19 protein-coding genes and 1 riboswitch are annotated in these 21,651 nt (G+C 73.0%); of the genes, 8 read left to right on the forward strand and 11 right to left on the reverse strand.

Going from position 1 to position 21,651, the window contains the following annotated elements:
• Positions 1-63: 63 nt before the first annotated feature.
• Complete coding sequence (locus ACH34T_RS42580) at positions 64-438, reverse strand: hypothetical protein (RefSeq protein WP_396026734.1); 375 nt, start codon at positions 436-438, stop codon at positions 64-66.
• Positions 439-476: 38 nt separating this feature from the next.
• On the opposite strand from ACH34T_RS42580, the gene ACH34T_RS42585 reads away from it, so the two are divergent.
• Complete coding sequence (locus ACH34T_RS42585; RefSeq protein ID WP_396026735.1) at positions 477-1,556, forward strand: MFS transporter; 1,080 nt, start codon at positions 477-479, stop codon at positions 1,554-1,556.
• A 31-nt stretch (positions 1,557-1,587) separates the two neighbouring features.
• Here ACH34T_RS42585 and ACH34T_RS42590 read toward each other — a convergent pair whose 3' ends face one another.
• From ACH34T_RS42590 to ACH34T_RS42620, 7 genes are all read right to left on the reverse strand, one after another.
• Entirely contained in the window at positions 1,588-2,232 is a 645-nt protein-coding gene (locus ACH34T_RS42590; RefSeq protein ID WP_396026711.1) for a penicillin-binding transpeptidase domain-containing protein, read from the reverse strand.
• Between the two features lie 844 nt (positions 2,233-3,076).
• Positions 3,077-3,877: a hypothetical protein gene (locus tag ACH34T_RS42595; RefSeq protein WP_396026712.1), complete on the reverse strand. Its 801-nt coding sequence runs from the start codon at positions 3,875-3,877 to the stop codon at positions 3,077-3,079.
• Between the two features lie 17 nt (positions 3,878-3,894).
• On the reverse strand, positions 3,895-5,019 hold the full coding sequence (locus ACH34T_RS42600) for a glycosyltransferase family 4 protein (protein ID WP_396026713.1): 1,125 nt from the start codon (positions 5,017-5,019) through the stop codon (positions 3,895-3,897).
• A 152-nt stretch (positions 5,020-5,171) separates the two neighbouring features.
• The gene (locus ACH34T_RS42605) at positions 5,172-6,827 is read right to left on the reverse strand and encodes a cytochrome bc complex cytochrome b subunit (protein WP_396026714.1); all 1,656 of its coding nucleotides are present in this window, start codon (positions 6,825-6,827) and stop codon (positions 5,172-5,174) included.
• Positions 6,824-8,002, reverse strand: a complete 1,179-nt coding sequence (locus ACH34T_RS42610) for a Rieske 2Fe-2S domain-containing protein (RefSeq protein ID WP_396026715.1) — start codon at positions 8,000-8,002, stop codon at positions 6,824-6,826. Before ACH34T_RS42610 ends, ACH34T_RS42605 begins: the two co-directional genes overlap by 4 nt.
• A complete protein-coding gene (locus ACH34T_RS42615) occupies positions 7,999-8,910 on the reverse strand; it encodes a c-type cytochrome (protein WP_396026716.1) in 912 nt (303 codons plus the stop codon). Before ACH34T_RS42615 ends, ACH34T_RS42610 begins: the two co-directional genes overlap by 4 nt.
• Positions 8,911-8,974: 64 nt before the next feature.
• Entirely contained in the window at positions 8,975-9,631 is a 657-nt protein-coding gene (locus tag ACH34T_RS42620) for a heme-copper oxidase subunit III (RefSeq protein WP_396026717.1), read from the reverse strand.
• A 93-nt stretch (positions 9,632-9,724) separates the two neighbouring features.
• On the opposite strand from ACH34T_RS42620, the gene ACH34T_RS42625 reads away from it, so the two are divergent.
• Both ACH34T_RS42625 and trpD read left to right on the forward strand, forming a co-directional pair.
• Entirely contained in the window at positions 9,725-10,147 is a 423-nt protein-coding gene (locus ACH34T_RS42625; protein WP_396026718.1) for a hypothetical protein, read from the forward strand.
• Positions 10,148-10,182: 35 nt separating this feature from the next.
• A complete protein-coding gene (gene trpD / locus ACH34T_RS42630; protein WP_396026719.1) occupies positions 10,183-11,232 on the forward strand; it encodes an anthranilate phosphoribosyltransferase in 1,050 nt (349 codons plus the stop codon).
• A 19-nt stretch (positions 11,233-11,251) separates the two neighbouring features.
• Here trpD and ACH34T_RS42635 read toward each other — a convergent pair whose 3' ends face one another.
• The 3 genes from ACH34T_RS42635 to ACH34T_RS42645 are packed head-to-tail and all read right to left on the reverse strand — an operon-like array spanning position 11,252 to position 14,146.
• Positions 11,252-11,539 (reverse strand): Lrp/AsnC family transcriptional regulator, encoded by a 288-nt coding sequence (locus tag ACH34T_RS42635; protein ID WP_396026720.1) that lies wholly within the window; start codon positions 11,537-11,539, stop codon positions 11,252-11,254.
• Between the two features lie 56 nt (positions 11,540-11,595).
• Positions 11,596-12,345: a rhomboid family intramembrane serine protease gene (locus ACH34T_RS42640; protein WP_396026721.1), complete on the reverse strand. Its 750-nt coding sequence runs from the start codon at positions 12,343-12,345 to the stop codon at positions 11,596-11,598.
• Positions 12,346-12,349: 4 nt separating this feature from the next.
• Positions 12,350-14,146 (reverse strand): DEDD exonuclease domain-containing protein, encoded by a 1,797-nt coding sequence (locus ACH34T_RS42645; protein ID WP_396026722.1) that lies wholly within the window; start codon positions 14,144-14,146, stop codon positions 12,350-12,352.
• A 462-nt stretch (positions 14,147-14,608) separates the two neighbouring features.
• On the opposite strand from ACH34T_RS42645, the gene ACH34T_RS42650 reads away from it, so the two are divergent.
• From ACH34T_RS42650 to ACH34T_RS42670, 5 genes are all read left to right on the forward strand, one after another.
• On the forward strand, positions 14,609-15,886 hold the full coding sequence (locus ACH34T_RS42650) for an NYN domain-containing protein (protein ID WP_396026723.1): 1,278 nt from the start codon (positions 14,609-14,611) through the stop codon (positions 15,884-15,886).
• Between the two features lie 353 nt (positions 15,887-16,239).
• Positions 16,240-17,163 carry an NlpC/P60 family protein gene (locus ACH34T_RS42655; protein WP_396026724.1) on the forward strand — a complete coding sequence of 308 codons (924 nt, stop codon included), beginning with the start codon at positions 16,240-16,242 and terminating at the stop codon, positions 17,161-17,163.
• 496 nt (positions 17,164-17,659) lie between these two features.
• Positions 17,660-17,859: riboswitch (cyclic di-AMP (ydaO/yuaA leader) on the forward strand.
• A 182-nt stretch (positions 17,860-18,041) separates the two neighbouring features.
• Positions 18,042-18,872 carry a CHAP domain-containing protein gene (locus ACH34T_RS42660; protein ID WP_396026725.1) on the forward strand — a complete coding sequence of 277 codons (831 nt, stop codon included), beginning with the start codon at positions 18,042-18,044 and terminating at the stop codon, positions 18,870-18,872.
• A gap of 60 nt (positions 18,873-18,932) precedes the next feature.
• Complete coding sequence (locus ACH34T_RS42665) at positions 18,933-20,213, forward strand: hypothetical protein (RefSeq protein ID WP_396026726.1); 1,281 nt, start codon at positions 18,933-18,935, stop codon at positions 20,211-20,213.
• Positions 20,210-21,643 carry a M48 family metallopeptidase gene (locus ACH34T_RS42670; RefSeq protein WP_396026727.1) on the forward strand — a complete coding sequence of 478 codons (1,434 nt, stop codon included), beginning with the start codon at positions 20,210-20,212 and terminating at the stop codon, positions 21,641-21,643. Before ACH34T_RS42665 ends, ACH34T_RS42670 begins: the two co-directional genes overlap by 4 nt.
• Positions 21,644-21,651 lie beyond the last annotated feature (8 nt).

A 21,651-nucleotide genomic window follows, 5' to 3' on the forward strand; every position in this document is an offset into this window, starting at 1 on the left:
CTCCGGGAGCATACGCCCCATGAGCCACTCAGATGCGAGTTGGTGCCAAAAACGTGCTGAGCCTTACTCCGCGGTCGTTCTGTTCTCCAGGGCAGTACGTGCGAAAGCCGTGACATGTTCACGCATTCGCGCAACGGATTCCGGCGAGTCCATGGAGGTGCCGAGCAGCGCGGCGAGCTGCGGCATCGCCATCGGCATCATGGCGAGGCCGATGAGGGTGAGGACGGTCCGGCCGACCTCGGCGGACGGCTCCTCCCCCAGCCTGGCGGCCAGCGACTCGATCTTGCGCCGGCAGCGCTCGGTCCGCCACTGCTGCTCGGGGAGGGTGGACTGGCGGTCGTACAGCGACTCCCACAGCAGCAGCCGCAGCAGGACGGGGTTCCGCACGTAGTGGTCGAAGACCTCGCCGACGTACTCGACGGGGTCGTCCCCGGGCAGGGACGTGACCTCGGCGAGCTCGTCTCGCCGCGACCGCGCTGCTCGCCACCGGCCAGCTCTACGGGATGATCCCGCTGCTCGGCCGGGCCGCGTCCGGCTGGCAGGTCGCGCCCGCCTCGCTCACCTGGCTGGTCAGCGCGTTCGGCTTCGGCTACGCCGCCGGTTTCCTGCTCTTCGGCCCGCTGTCGGACCGCCTCGGCCGCCGCCGCGTCATCGTCGGCGGCGTCGCGGCCACCGCGCTGACCACCGCGCTCGTCGCGGTCTCCCCGTCCCCGGACGCCGCGCTCGCGCTGCGCGTCCTGCAGGGCCTCACGATCGGCGCGTTCCCGCCCGTCGCCATGGCCTACGTCGCCGAACGCGTCGCGCCGGACCGGCGGCTGGTCACCGTCACCGCGATGACCACCGGGTTCCTGGCCGCGGCCGTGTTCGGCCAGCTCGCCGCGCAGGGCCTGGCGGCGGTGCTCGGCTGGCGGTCGTTCTTCGTGGCGGGCGGGGTCGCGTTCGCCGCCGCGGCCGTCGTGCTGCGCTGGGCCCTGCTCCCGGACGGCCCGTCCACCGGCCGCTCGCCGCTGGCGGTCTACCGCGCCATGCCGCCGCTGCTGCGCGCGCCCGGGCTGAGGCTGCTGTTCCTCGCGGTCCCGGCCGTGCTCGGCCCGTTCGTCGCGATCTACACCGGGCTGCAGCTCACCGGCACGACCGGGCTGCTCGGGCTGCGGGCCAGCGCGCTGCCGGTGATCCTCGCGATCCCGCTGCTCACTCCGTGGCTGTCCCGGGTCCCGGGCCCGGCCCGCGCAGGCCTGGCGCTGGGGCTCGCCGCGCTCGGCACCGCGCTCGTCGGGCTGCTGGAACCCGGCACGCTCGTGCTCGCGCTGCTGCTCATGCTGGTCACCGCCGGGATCTCCGTCGCCGCGCCCGGCCTGATCGACATGATCGCCGCCAGGGCGGGCGACGCCCGCGCGGCCGCGATCTCCATCTACAGCGCGCTGATGTTCGTGGGCGCCAGCCTGGGACCGCAGCTCGCCGCCGCGCTCACCGCGGACGGCATGCGCGCCCTCGGGCTCGTCCTCGCCGTCCTGCTCGCGGGCGCCGCCGCGCTGGCCGCCGTCTCGCGCCGATGATCAGCGCGGGCCCTTCAGGACGGCACGTCTTTCAGGCCGGCAGGGCCTTCAGGAAGCGGGCGGCCAGCGGCGCCGCCACCTTCGAGCCCGAGCCGCCGGCCTCGACGAAGACCGAGAACGCGACGCCGTCCCGGTGGCCGATGAACCAGGCGTGGGACTGGCCGCCGCCGAACTCGGCGGTGCCCGTCTTGCCGGCCGTCCCGCCCGGAAGCCCGGCCCCGGCCGCGGTGCCGCCGGTGACCACCGCCCGCATCATCGTGCGGAGCGCGGACGTCCCCGGCACCGGCCGGGGCTCCGGCGTCGCTCCCCCGCCCTCGCGGATCAGCTTCGGCGCCAGCAGCCGGGGCGAGCGCCACGAGCCGTCGGCGGCGGCCGCGGCGACCGACGCCATCAGCAGCGGGCTCGCCTGGACGCGCCCCTGCCCGATCGCCGCCTCCGCCAGCTCCGCGCCGCTCTCCGGGTCGGGGAAGCTCCCGTCGGCGGCGTCCACGCCCGGCGTGAGGCGCGCGCCGAAGCCGAACCCGCGGGCGCTCGCCGCCAGCTTCTCCGCGCCGAGCCCCTCGACCGCCAGCCGCGCGAACGTGGTGTTGCAGGACGCGGCGAACGCCCCCCGCAGCGTCGTCCGGCCGAGCGCGTGGTCCTCGTCGTTGCGGATCGTGCGCTGCGCGGTGACCACGGACGCCGGGCAGTCCGCCCCCGGTCCCGGCGCCGGACCCGGCCGCGAGGAGCGCGCCCGCCGTCACCACCTTGAACGTCGAGCCGGGCGGGTAGCGGCCGACGAAGGCGCGAGAGCGCCCGGTGCTGCCCGGCGAAGGTCGCGGGCGGGTCGGCGACGAGCTCGCCCATCCCGTCGAGGTCGCCCTCGCGCCACGCCGCGAAGTAGTCGGCCGCGACCCGCTCGGGGGTGTCGCCGTCCTTGTCGCGCCGCAGGGCCCAGCCCGCCGCGAGGCCTGTCACCAGCACGGCCGCCAGCACCGCGGCGAGCACCACCACACCCCGAGAGCGCACCCGTCCTCCTCCACCCGCCCGGACATGATCACGCAAGTGTGTCCGATTGCTCCGGACATGAAGCGGTGCACCCCTTTTGTGGCCGAATCCGGCAGGCGGCTTAGCGATGAGTGATCCACCCCTTAAGCGGCCTTTAACGGGCTGTGCCGGGGACCGCGGACCGCCCTAGCTTCGGGAACGTCAACGATCGCGGACGTCGAGCAGCGGCAGGAGGTGCCCCCGGATGACGCGACCATCGCGGCAGGGATCATCCCCGGGGCGGCCCACCCCCTCCTGCGCGTCCGCGGCCGGGCACCGTCGCGGGGCCGGGCCCCACGGTGCCGGACGCCGGGGCCGTGCCCCGCGCTCCCGTCCACGCGGACCCGATCCGGCCCCGCGGGCCGGCCCGCCGCGCGCTCGTCTCCAGGATCTCCTCCACGAGCGCGCCCGGGCCGGCCGGCGGCGGATCACACCCACCCCATCTCGGCAGGGGCGTCCGCGTGGAACTGGTCTCCGGGGGCGGGACACGGTCCCTAGCGGCTCCAGGGAAGGCGGAGAGCCTCCAGCTCGGGGTCGTCCAGGACGGCCTCGATGAGCGCGGTGGGGCCGACGACCTTCGTGCCCCACAGGTCCCAGTCGCAGTAGACGACCCAGGACCGGTCCTCCGCCCACAGGTCGGACGGGCAGCTCGTCATGGCCGGATGGTCGTACAGGCGGGCCGCGTCGCCCAGCTTCCCCGCGAGGACGGTCTCGTCGTCCCAGTCGGCGGTGACGAGCGGGCAGTAGTACGCCAGGCAGCGGGTCGCCGCGCCGGACGGGCTGTGCCGCAGCAGCAGCCCGATCAGCCGGTACCAGCTCTCCCGGTCGAGGCAGCCCTCCGCGGGCGGCTGGATGGCCGCCGACCAGCTCCCGGCGGGATGCCCCTGGCGCAGGCAGCGGCTGCCGGGCAGCTCCCCGTCCGGGACGGCCGGCTCGCCGAACCCGCGCGCCAGCTCCCGCCACCGCATCCGCCGCCAGCCCGCGCCAGGGTCGCCGCTGCGGCCGAGGCCCGTGCCGGTCACGATGGCGCCTTCGAGCAGGTCGCCGACGTCACCGGACGTCTCGGCCGCCGGGTCGGCCGGCTCGGTCAGGCCCGCCGCCGTCACCGTCTGGTGGACATCGTCATGGGTCGTCGTGACCAGCCCCTCCTCCCACGCGTACATCGCGTGCAGGAGCCAGGCGGAGTCGGGCCGGCGCGGCGGCTCGAACCCCGAGTAGCAGTGGTCGGGATCCAGCTCGTGCAGCCACCGGGCGGCCTCCCCGGGAACGCGGGCCCATGCGTCCTCGATGTCCATGACCGCATACTGTCATCTCAGGACGTCAGCAGGCCGCCCAGGCGGGCCGCCTGGATCTCCCAGCGCCACTCGCGCTCGACCCACGCGCGGCCGTTGTCCCCCATCCGGCGGGCCTCCCGCGGGTCGGACAGCAGGCCCGCGACGGCGTCGGCGACGCGGGCGACCGAACGGCCCGGCACGACGGCGCCGGTCTCGCCGTCCAGGACGGCGTCGGGCGCGCCGCCGGAGTCGCCCGCCACGACGGGCAGTCCCGTCGCGGACGCCTCCAGGTAGACGATGCCGAGGCCCTCGACGTCCAGGCCGCTGCGGCGGGTGCGGCACGGCATCGCGAACACGTCGCCCGCGTCGTAGTGGGCGGGCAGTTCGTCCCACGGAACGCCGCCGGCGAACACGACCGACTCGTCCACACCGCGGGAGACGGCCAGACGCTGCAGGTCTGCGCGGTAGGGGCCGCCGCCGACGAGCAGCAGTGCCGCGTCCGGCACCGAGCGCAGGACCCGCGGCCACGCGTGTATCAGGGCGTCCTGCCCCTTGCGCGGCACCAGCCGCGACACGCACACCGCCACCGGCCGGCCCGTCAGCCCGTGGCGGGCCCGGATCTCGTCGCCGCCCGCGCCCGGGCGGAACACCTTCTCGTCGACGCCGGGCGCGAGCCGCGCCATCCGCGCCGCCGCTCCCGGGGACAGCGCCCGCGCCATGCGGGACCGCGTGTACTCGCCGAGGTAGGTCAGGGCGTCCACCGAGTCCCCGATGCGGCGCAGCAGGAGCCGCGCCACCGGCAGGGACGCCCAGCCCGCCTCGTGCCCGTGCGTGAGCCCGACGAGGCGGGCCACGCCGTGCCGCCGCAGTGCCGGGGCGAGCAGCCCGAGCGGAGCCGCCGCCCCGAACACCACCGAGTCGCAGCCCTCCGCGCGCAGCACGTCCCTCGCCCGGCGCAGCACGCCCGGCTCCGGCAGCATCAGCGGACCCGGATGCCGGACGACCGGGAACGGCTGCTCGGCGTCGAACCCGTCCGCGCCCTTCCAGGACGGGGCGTACACGACCACCGAGCCCGGCGGGCGCCGCAACGCCAGGCCGTGCACGAACGCCTGGATGCCGCCCGGACGCGGCGGGAAGTCATTGGTGACGAAGAGCGTCTTCATCGTCGGCCCAGCATACGAAGGCGACCGGCACACGAAGTGACCGACACGAAGTGACAGACACACGAAAGGGCCGGCACACGAAGTGACCGGCACACGAAGGGGCCCGGCGCCGCCGTGACGGCGCCGGGCCCCTCATGTGTCCTGGCCAGGCGTCAGTGCTTGACCTGCTCGGAGTCCGAGCCGCTCTCGATCGCCTCGTGCTCGCCGTGCCCGTGCTCCTCGACGGGGACGTCGTCGAACGTCCACGCGCGGTTCAGCCGCGAGCGCAGATGCCCCATCGGGCCCTTGGCGCCGGGCGCGGGGATGCCCTGGGCGTCCCGCGCGGGCGCCTCGGGCCTGGCGTTCTCCTTGGACAGTAGGACGATCTTCTCCTCCTCGCGCGGCGCCTCGTGCCGCTCGGAGAACCTCCCGTCCGGCGACATCACGATGACGCCGCTCTCCACGCCGTGCCCGACGGTGTCGGCGTCCTTGCGCTGCAGCCCGAGGCAGATCCGCTTGGTGAGGATGAACGCCAGGATCGGCCCGATGATGACCGTCACCCGGAAGAACCAGGTCGTGGCGAACAGCGACACGTGGAACCGCTCGGCGAGGACGTCGTTCGCCCCGGCGAGCCACAGCAGCCCGTAGAACGTCACCGCCGCCATGCCCGTCGCGGTGCGGACCGGGGCGTTGCGCGGACGCGTGACGACATGGTGCTGCCGCTTGTCGCCCGTGATCCACGCCTCGATGAACGGCCAGGCCATCGCGCCGCCGAAGATGATGCCGAGCGGCACCGTCGCCGGGATCAGCACGTTCAGGCTGACCGTGTGGCCCCAGGCGCTGATCTCCCAGTTCGGCATGATCCGCAGGGCCCCTTCGAGGACCCCCATGTACCAGTCCGGCTGCGACCCGGACGAGATCGCGCCCGGATCGTACGGGCCGAACAGCCAGATCGGGTTGATCTGCGCGAACGCCCCCAGCAGCGCCGCGACGCCGAACACGAACAGGAAGTACGCGTTCGTCTTCGCGAGGAACACCGGGTAGAACGGGTAGCCGTAGACCTGCTTCTCGGTCTGGTTCTTGACCGGCATCGCGGTGTGCTTCTGATGCCACATGATCATCAGGTGCGCGGTGACCAGCCCGAGGATCAGCGCCGGGATCAGCAGGATGTGCAGCACGTACAGGCGCGGGATGATGTCCTGCCCGGGGAACTCGCCGCCGAACAGGAACATGTAGCCGTAGGTGCCGACCAGCGGGATCGACTCCAGCACGCCCTGCGTGATCCGCAGCCCGGTGCCGGACAGCAGGTCGTCCGGCAGCGAGTATCCGAACAGGCCCTCCAGCATGCCGAGGATGAACATGTTGATGCCGATGAGCCAGTTCACCTCGCGCGGCTTGCGGTACGCGCCGGTGAAGAACACCCGCAGCATGTGCGCCAGGATCGACGCCATGAACAGGATCGCCGACCAGTGGTGGATCTGCCGCATCAGCAGGCCGCCGCGCACGTCGAAGCTGATCTCCAGCGTCGAGGCGTAGGCCTGCGACATCTTGACGCCCTGGAGCTTCGTGTACGAGCCCTCGTAGATGACCTCCTTCATGCTCGGCTGGAACCAGAGCGTCAGGAACGTCCCGGTCAGCAGCAGCACGACGAAGGAGTACAGGGCGATCTCGCCCAGCATGAACGACCAGTGGTCCGGGAAGACCTTCTTGACGTTGCGCCGGAAGAAGCTCGTGGACCCGAAGCGCTCGTCGATGAAGCCGAGCGTGCCCTCGATGGGCTTCGGCGCGGCCGGGGCGGCCGGTCCGGCAGGTGCGGTCGTGTCGCTCATCCGCGCTCCCAGAAGCTCGGTCCGACCGGCTCGTGATAGTCGCTGGTCGCGATGATGTACCCGTCCTCCACGGCCAGCGGAAGCTGCGGCAGCGGCCGCGCCGCCGGCCCGAAGATGACCTTCGCGGCGTCGGTGGCGTCGAAGGTGGACTGGTGGCACGGGCACAGGATGTGGTGCGTGGTCTGCTCGTACAGCGCCGCGGGGCAGCCGACGTGCGTGCACACCTTGGAGTACGCCACGATCCCGTTGACGTGCCAGTTCTCGCGTCCCTTCGCGGGCTTGAACTGGTCCTCGGGGACGTTGATGAGGATCGTGACCGCCTTGGCGTTCTCCGTGAGCACCTCGTCCTCGGGGACGTGCTCCTCGACGCCCTCCGGCAGCACGGTGATCATGCTGCCGGGGCTGGCGAAGTCGCTGACCCGCAGCGGGCGGTGGGTGCCGTCCACGACCAGGCGGACGCCCTTCTTGCCCTCGCCCTTCGCGCGCTTGACGGCCTCGCCCCAGTAGGTGTGGCGGAGCCGCGTCTCGGGCAGCGGGCCGAGGTCGCGGAGCAGCACCAGCGGCGCCAGGCCGAGCGGCGCGGCGGCCAGCAGCAGCGTGCGGCGCAGCAGCGGCCGCCTGGTGAGGCCGCTGTCCTCGGCGCCCTCCATGAAGTCCTGGGCGAACGCGGCCCTGGACTCCTCGTCGGCGGCCAGCTCGTGCCGCTCCTGGACGATCGGCTTGCTGGTCATCAGCCGGCGCACCCAGATGGTGACGCCCGCGGCGATGGCGAGGAACGACAGCGCCATCGTCCCGCCGAGCCAGAAGTTGGACTCGCGGGCGCGCACCACGCCGTGCATGCCGCCGTCGCGGCCGCTCCACCCGATGAAGTAGGCGATGAACACGACGCTGGCGGCGAACGCGACGAGGAAGAGCGTCGCGACGATCCGCTCCGCCCGCTTCATCGACGCCTCGTCGAGCTGCTCGCCTATGCCCGCGGGCGCCGAGATGTCGTCCTCGGCGAGCAGCGCCTTCTCCTTCGCCGGGGACGGCGTGCCGACGACGCGCTCACGCTTGGCGGCCCCCTCCGGGCGCGTGCCTTCGGCGGGCGTGCCTTCCTCGCGGGAGCCCTCCCCGTGCGGGCCCTCTTCGCCCGGGCCCTCTGGGCCCGTGGTCTCGTTGTTGTCGTCGCTCATGACTTCTTCAGCTTCTTCGGCTTCTTCGCGGTGATCCACATGGCCGCCAGCACCAGCAGGCCGATCCCGATGATCCAGCCGGCCAGGCCCTCGCTCACCGGGCCGATGCGGCCGAGGCCGTTACCGCCCGGGTTCGGCTCCTCGCGCGTCTGCACCAGGTAGGCGATGATGGCCTGCTTGTCCTTCGGCGTGAGCGTGGTGTCGTTGAACACCGGCATCGCCTGCGGGCCGGTCAGCATCGCCTCGTACATCTGCGTGGGCGTGACGTCGTCGCCGGACAGCGGCGGCGCGTACTTGCCGCCGGTCAGCGCGCCGCCCTGGCCGGTGAAGTTGTGGCACTGGGCGCAGTTGGTGCGGAACAGCTTGCCGCCGAGCGCGACGTCGCCGTCCTTCGGGTCGACGGCCGACGCCGGCGGGACCTCGGGACCGAGGCCCAGGGACTGGACGTAGGCCCGCAGATCGTGCAGGTTCTTCTCGGCCTGCGCCTTCTGCCGCTCGGCCGCCTCCCGCTTCTCCGGCTCCTCGTAGTCGGTCTTGATCGAGGTGTCGAACGCGGGGATCGGCTCCTTGCGCGGCACCTGCGCGCCGGGGTTCTGCGCGGGCATCCGGCCCGTGCTGACCTGGAAGTCGACGGCCGCGGCGCCCACGCCGATGAGGCTGGGCGCGATCGACTTGCCCTTGGCGTCCTTGGTGCCCTCGGCGTTCAGGCCGTGACAGCTCGCGCAGTTCTTGTTGAACAGCTCCTGGCCGTTCTTCAGGTCCTGAGCGGCCTGGGCGCTGCTCTTCGCCTCCGCGCGCTCGGTCTGCGGCGAGAATCCGGCGTAGATGACGCCGATCGCCGCCAGGGCCGCCAGCACGACGGCGTAGCCCGCCCACGGGCGCCGTCGCCATGCGGTGATCCTTTTCACGGAAATCCCCGTTCGGGTCATGTCTTCTGGTGGGTCAGGGTTCGTCGGTGCGGCGGTCACGCGGTCACATGTCGAGCAGGTAGACGGCCGAGAACAGGCCGATCCACACGATGTCGACGAAGTGCCAGTAATAGGACACGACGATCGCGCTCGTCGCCTGCTCGTGCGTCCACCGCTTGGCGGCGTAGGTGCGCCCGAGGATGAACAGGAAGGCGAGGAGGCCGCCGCAGACGTGCAGGCCGTGGAAGCCGGTCGCCAGGTAGAAGATCGAGCCGTAGGCCGAGGACGAGAAGGTCAGCCCGTCCTTGGTGACCAGGTTGTAGTACTCGTATCCCTGCCCCGCGACGAAGTACGCGCCCATGAGGAACGACAGGACGTACCACTCGCGCAGGCCCCAGCGCCGGAAGTTCAGCAGGCCGCCGTCGCGGCCGACCTTGCCCGCCTCGGCCTTGAACACGCCCATCTGGCAGGTCACGGAGGACAGCACCAGGACAGTCGTGTTGACCGACGACAGCGGCAGGTCCAGCGGGGCGCCGGGCCAGGCGTCCTCCCCGGACTGGCCGATCGTCACGGAGCGGATCGTGAAGAACATCGCGAACAGCGCCGCGAAGAACATCAGCTCGGACGACAGCCAGACGATCGTCCCCACGCTGACCAGATTGGGACGGTTCGCCCGTGCGTGAGGTGTTGTCTCTATCGCGGATGCTGTCACGGGCAGCATTATTGCGCCCCTATCCCGTGGTTGGCGCATGACCCCCCTTCTACGCTTCCCGAGCGTGTCCCCACCGCGCCCGACCGGGTACTCTTCACGTCCATGAGCACCGCCCCCGAGGGCCCGATGAAGGTCCTCGTCTACAGCGACGACGCGAACACCCGCGCCCAGATCCGGATGGCGATCGGACGCCGTCCCGCCGCCGATCTCCCGAAGGTCGAGTTCGTCGAGATCGCGACCCAGCCCGCGGTCGTGGCGCGGCTCGACGAGGGCGACATCGGTGTCCTGGTGGTGGACGGCGAGGCGCAGCCCGCGGGCGGCCTCGGCGTGTGCCGGCAGGCCAAGGACGAGGTGTACGACTGCCCGCCCGTCCTCGCGATCATCGGCCGCCGCGACGACGGCTGGCTCGCGACCTGGTCCCGCGCCGACGCCGTGGTGAGCCTGCCGCTCGACCCGATGGCCGTCGCGAACGCGCTCGCCGGGCTGATGCGCAAGCGCCTGCAGAACCGCCTCCCCGCCCTCTGAGACCCAAGTTCGAGACCCGACACCCGGTAGGGGACATGGACGCGCGCACCACCTGGCCCGCACTGCTCAACGCCCTGCTCTCGGGCGACTCGCTGACCAGCGAGGAGACCGCCTGGGCCATGAACGGCATCATGTCCGGGGAGGCCACGGACGTGCAGATCGCGGGCTTCGCGGTCGCGCTGCGCGCCAAGGGCGAGACGGTCGAGGAGGTCACCGGCCTCGCCGAGGGCATGATGGACAACGCCAGGCCCATCCACGTGCCCGGCCCCATCGCCGACCTCGTCGGGACGGGGGGCGACCGGGCGCACACCGTCAACGTGTCGACGATGGCGGCGGTGGTCGCGGCCGCGTCGGGCGTCCGGGTCGTCAAGCACGGGAACCGGGCCGCGTCGTCGTCCTGCGGGGCGGCCGACCTGCTGGAGCACCTCGGCGTCGCCATCGACCTGCCGCCCGAGGCGACCGCCCAGGTCGCCGAGGAGATCGGCATCACGTTCTGCTTCGCGCCGCTCTACCACCCGGCGCTGAAGCACGCGGCGCGGACGCGCAGCGAGCTCGGCACCCCGACCGTGTTCAACTTCCTCGGCCCGCTGACGAACCCGGCGCGTCCCGGCGCGCAGGCCGTCGGCGTGTTCCATCCGCGGATGGCGGGCGTCGTCGCGGGCGTGTTCGCCGCGCGCGGCTGCTCGTCGCTGGTGTTCCGCGGCGACGACGGCCTGGACGAGCTGACGACGACCGGCACCTCGACGGTGTGGGTCGTCCGCGACGGGACGGCGACGGAGACGACGTTCGACCCGTCCGACCTCGGAATCCCGCCCGCCAAGCCGGAGGATCTGCGCGGCGCCGACGCCGCGTTCAACGGACGCGTCGCGCGCGAGACGTTCGCCGGGCGGCAGGGGCCCGTCCGCGACATGGTCCTGCTGAACGCCGCCGCGCTCCTGACCGCCTACGAGGGCGCGCCCGCCCCGTCCGACCTCACCGCGACGCTCCGCGGCGCCTACGAGCGCGCCGCGGCGGCCGTCGACTCCGGCAAGGCGACCACGCTCCTGGACCGCTGGATCGAGACGACCCAACGGCTGCGCGTCTGAGGTCAATCGGCGCCTGAGGTCAGTCGGCGTCGGGGAGGCCGAGGGCGAAGGCCTGTTCCAGGTCGTGCTGGGAGTAGGTGCGGAACGCGATGTGGGTCTCGCTCGCGACGATGCCGGTGACCTTGTTGAGGCGGCCCGGGATGATGTCGTTCAGCTCCTCGTGGCGGCGCACCCGGATCATCACCATGAGGTCGTGGTCGCCGGTGATGGAGTAGACCTCGCTGACGCCGTCCAGGGCCGCGATCGTCTCGGCGACCTCGTGGATGCGCGCGACGTCGGCCTTGACGAAGACGATCGCAGTGACCACTTCACCCTCCCCCTGAGATCCGGACGGTCCGACCCTACCGGGGCGCGTCCGGGGGGTCAGCCGCGGCTCAGGGCGGCGAGGCGGCGGGCGGGACCGGCCCGGCGGGCCAGGAGCGCGAACGCCACCCCGGCGACGAAGCCGTAGATGTGCGCGGCGTAGGCCACGTTGCTCTTGTCGTCGCCCAGCGAAAGCCACTGCAGGACGAACCAGTAGCCGAGCACCACCCACACCGGCAGCCGCACCACGATGACCGGCGGGACCCAGCTGACGATGCGTCCCCGCGGGTTGAGGATCGCGTAGGCGCCCATCACCCCGGCGATGGCGCCAGACGCGCCGATGAGCGGGACGGTGCCGTCGGGCGACGTCCAGGCGAACCCGTAGACGGCCACGAGCCCGAAGAACAGGTAGCTGAGCAGGTAGCGCCATCGGCCGAGCCGGTCTTCGACGCCCATGCCGACCACGAACAGCGCGACCAGGTTGCTCAGCAGGTGCAGCGCATCGGAGTGCAGGAACATCGAGGTGAACGCCGACGTCCACGGGGCCTTGCCGAACGTCGCCGGGCCGCAGTCGTCGACGACCTTCGGCGGCAGCGGGCGCTGGTCGCCGGTCGTCAGCTCCGACGGGACGGCGCCGTACTGGTAGCTGAAGTGCTCGACCTTGCAGGTGCGGACCTCGCCCTCGCCGTACCAGGTGGCGAAGTTCGACATCGGCGTGATCAGGAACACCACCACGTTGGCGGCGACCAGCAGGTAGGTCGCCCAGGGGACGCGCCGAGCCGGCTGGCTGTCGTAGAGGGGCAGGGCCACCCCGTCACCTTAGTGGGCGGTGGCTCCGGGGCTTGGACGGCTCGTACCCCCCGTCGTAGGCGCGGTCGATCCACTCGCGCAGGCCTTCGGCGCCGTGCGCGGGGCACGTCCAGGCACCGGCGACCTCGACGAGCCGGACGCCGGGCAGATCGAGCCAGCGCAGCACGCACTCCATCTCCTCCGCCGTCGCGCCCGCGGACGGCGGCGCACCGAGCGCGACGCCGCCGGGCGCCTCGCCGGACGGCGGGAACACCGTCTCGGCGGTGGCGATGAGGGCGTCGACGTAGGGGCGCGGGTGGGCGCGCGGCGGAACGTTCCCCGCGGCGGCGAGCCGTCCGTAGCGGACCACCGACAGCTCCCAGCCGCCGTCGAACGCGGGACGGGCCGCGACCAGCTCCGGCAGCCGGGCGAACGCGGCGAGGCGCTGCCCGCGCGCGGCGGCGCGGACGAACGCGGCGAGCCGGTCGCGCTGCGCACCGGCCTCCTCGTAGCGCAGCTCGGACGCGAGCCGGTCGATGCGGACCTGCGCGGCCGCGACCACGGGACGCACGTCGCCCTCCATGACCGTGCGGGCCGTCCCGACGTGGACCTCGTAGGCGTCGGCGGACTCGCGTCCGTCGCAGGGCGCGCCGCAGCGCCCGATCTCCGCGAGCGCGCACGCGCGGGCATGGCCGCGCTCGATGATCCGGAGCGTCAGCCGCTGGGTGCACTGCCGCAGCGGGACGGCCTCGTGCAGCGCCGCGCGTGCCTCTTCGGCCTGCCGGCGCGACGAGATCGGCCCGAGGTAGCGGGCGCCGTCGGCGCGGCACTCGCGGACGATCGACAACCGCGGGAACGGCTCCACGGTCAGCTTCAGCCAGATCGCCCGCTCGGGGAACTTGGAGCGGCGGTTGTAGCGCGGCTTGTGCTCGGCGATCAGCCGCAGCTCGCGGACCTCGGCCTCCAGCCCGGTGGCGCACTCGATCGTCCGGACGCTCTCGGCGATGCCGACCATCTCCCGGACGCGCCACCGCGTCTCGGACCCGGTGAAGTAGCTGCGCACGCGCGAGCGCAGGTCGCCGCTCTTGCCGACGTACAGGACCTCGCCCGAGCCGTCCTCGAACAGGTAGACGCCGGGCACACTCGGGACGTCGTCGGCGAGGTGCCGCTTGCGGCGCTGCTCCGGGGTCGGGGCCTTGGCGAAGCTCCGCATCTCCTCCAGCGAGGTGACGTTGAACGACCCGAGCCGCTCGATCAGGCCGTGCAGGACCTCGACGGTGGCGCGGGCGTCGGCGAGCGCGCGGTGCGTCGGCTCGTTGGCCGTGCGGAAGAACCGGGACAGGGTGCTGAGCTTGCAGTTGGGCACCTCGTCCTTGGACAGGACGCGCCGCGCGAGGTCCACGGTGTCGACGACGGGGAACGCGGGCCAGGCGTAGCCGTGCTGGGCGCACGCGGCCTTCAGGAAGCCGATGTCGAACGACGCGTTGTGCGCGACGAGGACGCAGCCGCGCGCGAACTCCAGGAACGCGGGCAGCACCGCCTCGATCTTCGGCGCGGCCGTCACCATCGCCGTGGTGATGCCGGTCAGCGCGGTGATGAACGGCGGGACTGGCCCGCCGGGGTCGACGAGCGTGCCGAGCTCGCCGAGCTCCTCTCCCCCGCGCACCTTCACCGCGCCGATCTCGGTGATGGCCGAGTCGGCGGCCGAGCCGCCGGTGGTCTCCAGGTCGACCACCACGAAGGTGACCCCTGACAGTGGCGTGCCGAGGTCGTCCAGAGTTCCCTGGACGCCGGCCGTCCGGACACCGTGCGCAGCCGTCATGTGCGCGACCGTAGAGGACCCCACCGACAGAAGCCGGGCCCGCTAGGGTTGAGGTGCGCCGGCACGTCCCGCCGGGCGGGGGCCGCGGGGACGGTTCGGGGAGGCCGGGCGCGATCCGTCCGATCACGCGTCCGCCCTGGTTAGGGTGCGGGCGGCTCGGGAAGACACAGCCCACCGGCGGCGCAGCCCGGAAGGAGCGGGAACATCGACAGCGGCCCCGAAGCGACCCCCGGCGGCGAGGAACCCGCGGCGAAGCCGCGTGATGCCGAGGGGGCTCCCCCCGAGGCCCCCCGGAAAGAGCCGTGCCACGCCGCGGGGACGACCCCCCGGACCCCTCGGGAGGAGCCGCGTCAGCCCGGGGAGGCGACCTCGCAGGCCCCAGGGGAAGAGCCGCGTCAGGCTGGGGAGACGACGTCCGAGAACTCCGGGGAAGAGCGTCTTGGGCGGCCGCTGCCCGAGGCCGTGCGCCAGGCGGTCGTGGAGGCGGCCGCCGAGGTGATCGGGGGGCTGCCGCTGGACGACGTCCCCGCGCCGCTGCGCCGGTTCGCGCGGTTCGAGCGCCGCAAGCGCGCCAAGCTCGCCGGGCAGCACATCGCGGCGGCGCTGGAGAAGGACCCCGGCTTCCGGCGGCGCGTCGCCGAGCCGCTCCGCAGCCAGCAGGCCGGGCTGGCGGAGGCCGTCGAGGGCGGGGACGTGCCGCCCGCCGCCGACCCCGTCAAGGTCGCGGTGCTGGCCTACCTGCTGCGCCCCGCCGGCTGGACGGGCCTCGTCGAGGCCGCCCGCGAGGAGCTGGAACGCTCCGCGACCGCCTCGGAGGAGGAGGCCGCCGAGCGCCGGGTCGCCGCGCTGAAGGAGGACCTGGCCGCCGCCCGCACCGCCCGCGCCGCCGAGGTCGACCGGCTGCGCGCCGAGCTGCGCGAGACCAAGGCCGAGGTCGCGGACCTGCGCCGCAAGCTGCACGACGCGCGCACCCGGTTCCGGTCGGCGGAGGAGCGCGCCGACGCGGTCGCGGCCGAGGCGGAGCGGGCGCTCGCCGTCGCGCGCGAGTCGACGGCCGCGTCCGAGAAGGAGCTGCGCAAGCTGCGCGCCCGCGCCGCCCAGGCCGAGGCCGCCGCGGAGGCCGCCAAGCGCGCCGCGCGGGAGGGCCGCAACGTGGAGGACGTCCGGCTGCGGATGCTGCTCGACACGCTCGTGGACGCGGCGCAGGGCGTCCGGCGGGAGCTGGCGCTGCCGTCCACGATCGGGCGGCCCGCGGACGCGGTCGGCGCGCTGGAGCCCGACCGGGAGGCGCACCGCGCGCTGCCGGGCCGGGCGCTGTCCGACAGCGACCCGCAGTTGCTCGACCGGCTGCTGACCCTGCCGCGCGTCCATCTCGTCGTGGACGGCTACAACGTCACCAAGACCGGGTACGGGGAGCTGCCGCTGTCCGACCAGCGCACCCGGCTGCTGTCGGGGCTCGGCGGGCTCGCCGCGCAGACCCGCGCCGAGGTGACGTGCGTGTTCGACGGCGCGGAGCTGGACGCGCCGGTCGCCATCGCGGCGCCGCGCGGCGTCCGGGTGCTGTTCAGCCGCCCGGGGCAGACCGCGGACGAGCTGATCGGCGAGCTGGTGCGGGCGGAGCCGCAGGGCCGCGCCATCGTGGTGGTGTCGTCCGACCGGGAGGTGGCCGACGCGGCGCGGCGCGCGAACGCCCGGCCGTGCCCGTCGACGCTGCTGCTGCGGCGGCTCGGCAGGGCGTGAGCGCCAGGGCACGAGCCGTAAGCGCCGGCGCGAAGGCGCCGGCGGACGGTGCGGCCAGGCCATAAGGTGGCCATAAGGCTCCCGTAAGGGAAGTCTCGCGTTCGGTCATCTTGACATCACGGAAAGTGGACATTGTCCGCTGATGTCGATCAAAGAGTGACGAACCGGTTGTGACGGTTGTTGACCCTCGCTAATGTCGTCCGCTGACGTCGTGGACGAGAGGGGCGAGACCGACCGTGGCCAACGAACTCATCGGGGCACCAGCGCAGCGGCGTGACCGGAGAGGCGGTTCGGCGAGCAGAGTCGTCTCCCGTCGCCTGGCGGCCGTCACCTGCATCACCCTGACGGCCTCCTTGGCGTCCCCCCTGGCGGTGGCGCACGCCGAACCCAAGCCGACCAGGGCGCAGGCGCAGAAGAAGCTGAACAAGCTCAACGAGGAGATGGACCAGAAGGTCGAGCAGTACAACCAGAACAACGAGAAGCTCAAGGTCGCCAAGAAGAAGCTCGACGCGGCGACCAAGGCGAGCAAGCGGGAAGAGACGGCCTTCGAGCAGCAGCGCTCCAAGATCGCCGAGATGGCGGCCGCCGCGTTCAAGAACGGCGAGTCGACCGACGTGACCGGCTTCGTCGGCAGCAAGAACCCGCAGGCGATCCTCGACCAGGCGGCGGTCTTCTCGCACCTGTCGCAGGAGCGCAGCTCCCAGCTCACCCAGTTCCTCGCCACCGCGCAGCGGCTGCGCCGCGAGCAGGCCGTGGCCAAGACGGCCTACGACGAGGTGAAGTCCAAGACGGACGACCTGAAGAAGCAGAAGCAGGACCTCGACAAGAGGGTCGAGAAGCAGGAGGCGCTGGTCCGGCGGCTCGGCGGCGGCACGTCCTCGGGCGGCGGCGGCACCGGCGGCACCTACAACGGCTCCGCCAGCGGCTCGGCCCGCACGGCGCTCCAGTTCGCCTACGCGCAGCTCGGCAAGGCGTACCAGTACGGCGCCGAGGGCCCGAGCACCTACGACTGCTCCGGCCTGACCATGAAGGCGTGGGGCGCGGCGGGCGTCAGCATCACCCGCACCACCAACTCCCAGTACGCCGCCACCAGGCGGGTGTCCAAGAGCGACCTGCAGCCCGGCGACCTGGTGTTCTTCAGCGGCCTCGGGCACGTCGGCCTGTTCGTGGGCGGCGGCAAGATGATCCACGCCCCGAGCACGGGCAAGAACGTGCAGATCGTGAGCATCACCTCGGGCTACTACCTGAGCAACTACTACGGCGCCGGGCGTCCCTGACGCCCTGCCCGTCCGCCGCCTCACAGGCGGCCGGACGGACCGCCTTCACCAACGGACCAGGCCTTGACCTGGTCCGTTGTTGATTTTGTGGGGGTTTGCCTTCTGTTGGGGCTTTGGTACCTTGTCCTGACTCGCGGCGCCCCCCAGGCGCCACGACCCCGCGGCGCCCACCAGGCGCCACGACCCACGCGGCACGTTCTTCGGCCGCGTGCCGGCGGCACGATCCACGTGCCGCCTCCCCCCGGCGGCGCGCTCCACGCGTCGCCCGCGGCGCCGTCCGGCGCCGCGACGGTCTGTACGCAGACCGCGCCCGACCCCGCCCAACGTGCGCACGCCCGCAGCGTGCATGGCGCTGAGAGCGCTGCCACGGCGGTCCCGAGGGTCAGGCCGCAGGACGGTCCCCGGCGACGGGCCGCCGTCCGCACAACATCAGGCGCCGCTCTTTCGCACGCGGGAGACAGGTCCCGCGCACGGGCCCCATATCGCCCCCAGGATCGCAGCGGCAGCGCCGAGTCCGCCGACGAGCGGAACCGGGGACCCATAACCGCCGGCGTCCAGGGACCGTCCCTGGACGGGCATCCGGCACCCGGGGTGAATCGGTGCGCCTCTCCCGGACGACCCGGTGAGAGCCCGCCGTAGGGCCACTTCCTCGCCCGAACCCGTCAGCTAACCCGGTAGGCGTCTGGAAGAACGAAGGAGTGAGACCCGCAGCGTTACCTGGGCGTGGCCGCCCTCGTGCGGCCACGCCCCCCTTCCCCCTGCGCTCCGCCTCTCGGGGTGATCCGGCATGCCCGCGGGCGCGCCGTAGGGCCGCTTCCACGCCCGAACCCTTCAGCTGAGACCCCGGTAGGCGGCTTGGAAGTCTTGGAGATCCCCCCGTGCCAGGCACCCACCGCAAGAAGACCCCCGGCAAGCACCGCAAACCGAGCACCCGGTCCATCACCTGGCGGACGACCGGCGGCATCGTCGTCGGAGCCGCCGTCCTCGGCACCGCCGCGGCCACCGCGCAGGCGTCGGTCCTGCCGTTCGGGTCCCCGTCCGCCACGAGCGCGTCCGCAGACCTGCCGACGACCGGCGGGAAGGACGCGCGCAAGACGACGTCCAAGGACCGACAGAAGGACGAGGCCAAACGCAAGGACGGCAAAGCCTCCAGCAAAGGCTCCGGCCAAGGCTCCAAGGGCAAAAGCGGCGGCTCGCCCAAGAAGCCGTCCGCGAAGTCTCGGCCCACCGCCGCGCAGGCCATCGAGCTCGCCCGGTCGCAGGTGGGCATCACGGAGGACGGCGGCGGCGGGACCAAGTTCCAGAAGTGGTACATGAGCACCTCCCGCGCCCAGCAGACGCTCCAGCGCGACGGCGGCTCCCTCATCGCCTACAGCGACGCGAACTGGTGCGACATGTTCATCTCCTGGATCGGCGAGCGGATCGGCTTCAGCGACCAGATCGGCAGCGACGCCTGGACCGTCGCCCACGCCCGGTGGTTCCAGGCCAACGGCCGCTGGGGCGCCGAGCCCAGGCCGGGCGCGATCGTCTTCTACGCCTGGGGAGGCGGCAAGTCCAGCGGCGACATCCGGCACGTCGGCATGGTGGTCAGGAAGGTCGACGACGACACGATCGAGACCGTCGAGGGCAACACCGGCAACGCGGTCAAACTCAAGGAGCGTTCGACCGACGACGTCGTCGGCTACGGCTACCCCGCCTACAAGGGATGACGGCATCGGCTCCGCCACAGGCCGCACGGCCTCTGCCACAGGCGCCACAGCCTCCACCTCGTGCTGCATAGGATCGCGCACATGAAGGACGGCCTCGTCACGCGGCGCAGGGCGCTCGCCCTCGGCGCGGGCGGGGCCGCGGCACTGCTCGCGGGAGGCGCGGGCGCGGGCATCCTCGGCGCGCAGTCCGGCGACGACGGGACGCCCCGCGCAGGCGCGGCCGAAGGGATCGACGGGTTCGGTCCCCGCGACGCCGCCACCGTCCTCGGCAACCGCGCGCGCGCCGTGCGCAGCGGCGACCGTACGGCCTTCCTCGCGACGGTCGGCGCCGCGCCCCCCGCGTTCCAGGACGCCCAGTCCCGCCTCTACGACAACCTCCGCAGGATCCCAATGGACGGCTGGCGCGAACAGGTCGTCACCACCCAGACCCTGGACGGCGAGAAGGGCGTCGCGGTCGTCCGCGTCAGAGCGCGTTACAAGCTGCGCGGTTTCGACCGGGGCGACGTGGCCCGCACCCAGTACCTGGCCCTCGCCCCACGCTCCGGCGCCTGGACGATCGTCGGCGACGGCTCGCCGCACGGCTTCAAGGACGACGCCGAGATCTGGGACGGCGGCCCCCTGACCGTGTTCAAGGGCCGCGCGAGCCTCGTCATCGGCGACACCACGGGACTCGAAGAGATCGCACGGCGCCTGGACGCCGCCGTCCCCGTCGTCACCGGCGTCGTCGGCGGCGGCTGGGCGCGGCGGGCCGTCGCGCTCGTGCCCGCCGACGCGGCCCTCGCGTCCGCGCTCGCCGGGCCCGGGCAGAGCCTCGGCGAGATCGCCGCGCTCGCGACCGCCGCCCCGTCCGCCGGCGGAGGGCGGGGCGAGGACCGCGTCATCATCTCCCCCGGCACCTTCGGCCGCCTCAACGAGCTCGGCCGCGACGTCGTCCTCGCCCACGAGCTGACGCACGTCGCCACAGGCGGCGCCCGCGACCGCACCACGCCGCTGTGGCTCATCGAGGGCTTCGCCGACTACGTCGGCTACCGCGGGGCGAAGATCGGCGTGCGGGCGGCGGCGGGCGAGCTGCGCCGCGAGGTGGCGGCGGGCCGGATCCCGTCCGCGCTGCCCGCCGCGAACGCGTTCGCGGGCGGCTCGCCGCGCCTCTCCCAGGCCTACCAGGAGGCCTGGCTCGCCTGCCGGATGATCGCCGACCGGTACGGTGAGGCGACGCTCGTGCGGCTCTACCGGACCGCCGGGCGCGTCCCGGAGGAGACCGCGCTGCGCGACGTGCTGCGCCTCCCCCGGGACCGCTTCACCGCCCTTTGGCGCGACTACCTGAAGAAGGAACTCACGTGACCGAGCGAAGCAAGGCGGGGGGACGGCCGCGGATCGCTGCGTCCGTCACCGCCGCCGGGCTCTTCGGCGCCGTCGCGGTCGTCCTCGCCATGACCACGCCGTGGAACCCGCTGCCCGGCCACGTCCCCGGCGGACGCGTGGAGCCCGATCCGGCGCTCGACTTCTCCCCGTCCGAGATCGCGCGGTCCAAGGCGTTCGACTCGGCCGTCAACCCGCCCGCCTACACGGGCCTCGTCGTCGGCCTGGTCGTCATATTCGCGCTGGGCTTCACTCCGCTCGGCGCCCGCTTCATCGGCTGGGTCACCACCCGCACCCACCGCCGCCCGCACCCACCGAGGGGGGACGACCCCCCACACCCCCCGGAGCGCCTTCGGCTTCGTCTTTGGCGAATCATCGTCGCAACCATGGCGCTGACGACGGTGCTGCGCGTCGCGGGGCTGCCGTTCGACGTCTGGAGCGAGTCGGTTCTGCGCCGGTACGGGCTGTCGACGCAGAGCTGGCCCTCGTGGCTCGTCGACCAGCTCAAGTCCCTCGGCGTCACGTGGGTCATCTACACGATCGCCCTGCTGCTCCTGTACTCGGTCGTGCGCCGCTTCCCGCGCTACTGGTGGACGGGCGCCGCCGCCGGAGGCTTCCTCCTGGTCGTACTGGTGTCGTTCATCTACCCGATCGCCGTCGAGCCCGTGTTCAACAAGTTCCACTCACTGCCTGAAGGGCGGTTGCGCACCGACCTGCTCGCGATGGCCGAGCGGGACGGCGTGCCCGTGGAGGACGTCCTCGTCGCGGACGCGTCCCGCAGGACGACGTCGCTGAACGCCTACGTGTCCGGTTTCGGGTCCACGCGCCGGATCGTCCTGTACGACACGCTGCTGAAGTCGCCGCCCGCCCGGGTCGAGTCGATCGTCGCGCACGAGCTCGGGCACGCCAAGCGCGACGACGTCCTGTACGGAACGCTCGTGGGCGCGCTCGGCATCGCCGGGGCGATGTGCCTCCTCTACCTCCTGATGACCTCTCCGCGCCTCCTGAGCCGCGCGGGCGTCGCACCCACCGGCCCGCCCGCCCCCACCGGCCCGCGCGCTTCCACCGGCCCGCCCGGACGTGGCCGCTCCGGCGGAGCCGCCGACCCCCGGTCGATCGCGCTCGTCCTCGCGCTGGTCGCGGCCGGGACGCAGGTCGGCGCCCCGGTCCAGAACCTCGTCAGCAGGCGCATCGAGGCCCGGGCGGACGCGCACGCGCTGAACCTCACCCGCGACCCGGCGACGTTCGTGTCGATGCAGCACGAGCTGTCGGTGCGCAACATCTCCGACCTGAACCCCGACGGCATGGAGTACCTGCTGTGGCTCACGCACCCGTCGGGCCCCGACCGGATCGCCATGGCCCGCACCTGGGCGCGCATGCACCACGTCCCGGAGCCCCCGCCGCTCCGCTAGCCGCTGGC

This window comes from Actinomadura sp. 9N215 (assembly GCF_044326345.1).
Lineage (GTDB): Bacteria > Actinomycetota > Actinomycetes > Streptosporangiales > Streptosporangiaceae > Spirillospora.